A 518-nucleotide genomic window follows, 5' to 3' on the forward strand; every position below is an offset into this window, starting at 1 on the left:
TTCTTTTTCCAAGCCCTTACGTGACCCTTCACGACCATATTTGTAGACAGCTCGAATATAATTGACCAATGAATAATCACCATTATTAGCAAACACTGTTTGATAAAATGAATAATCCCTCCGTTTATTGTCACTAAAGTAACTGCCTTTTTGTTCTTCTTCTTGGTAGCGACTCAATTGCTCTTTCCCATGAGATATGGAGGCTGAATTTAAGCCGAAATCACTGAGTATAACAATAAAGAGAAACCACACTACCACCACAACAGGAACAAGGTAAACGGAGCGAATAGTATGCCTTGCATCGCGAATGGATATAATATCGTCAGTCACCTGCATAAATGGCTCTGGTGGTTGATCAGTAGGCGTTATAACTTTCTGATTGACAAATTCATCTCGCCCATCCATCAACTTTTGTGCATACCGAAACCTAACCAGGGTTTCTTGGGTATTGACTCTGCTCATCGATTAATCCCTTTGCACGCCTATCTATCCTTCGTGACGGCATTGCATGGCCTTTG

1 protein-coding gene is annotated in these 518 nt (G+C 41.1%); it reads right to left on the reverse strand.

Annotated elements, in window-relative coordinates; genetic code table 11:
• On the reverse strand, window positions 1–462 hold a 462-nt coding region (locus OH455_RS23245; protein WP_269982944.1), incomplete at its 3' end, for a hypothetical protein.
• Between the last annotated feature and the right edge of the window lie 56 nt (window positions 463–518).

It is taken from the genome of Vibrio sp. T11.5, assembly GCF_027587155.1.
In the GTDB taxonomy this organism is placed as follows: Bacteria; Pseudomonadota; Gammaproteobacteria; order Enterobacterales; family Vibrionaceae; genus Vibrio; species Vibrio neptunius.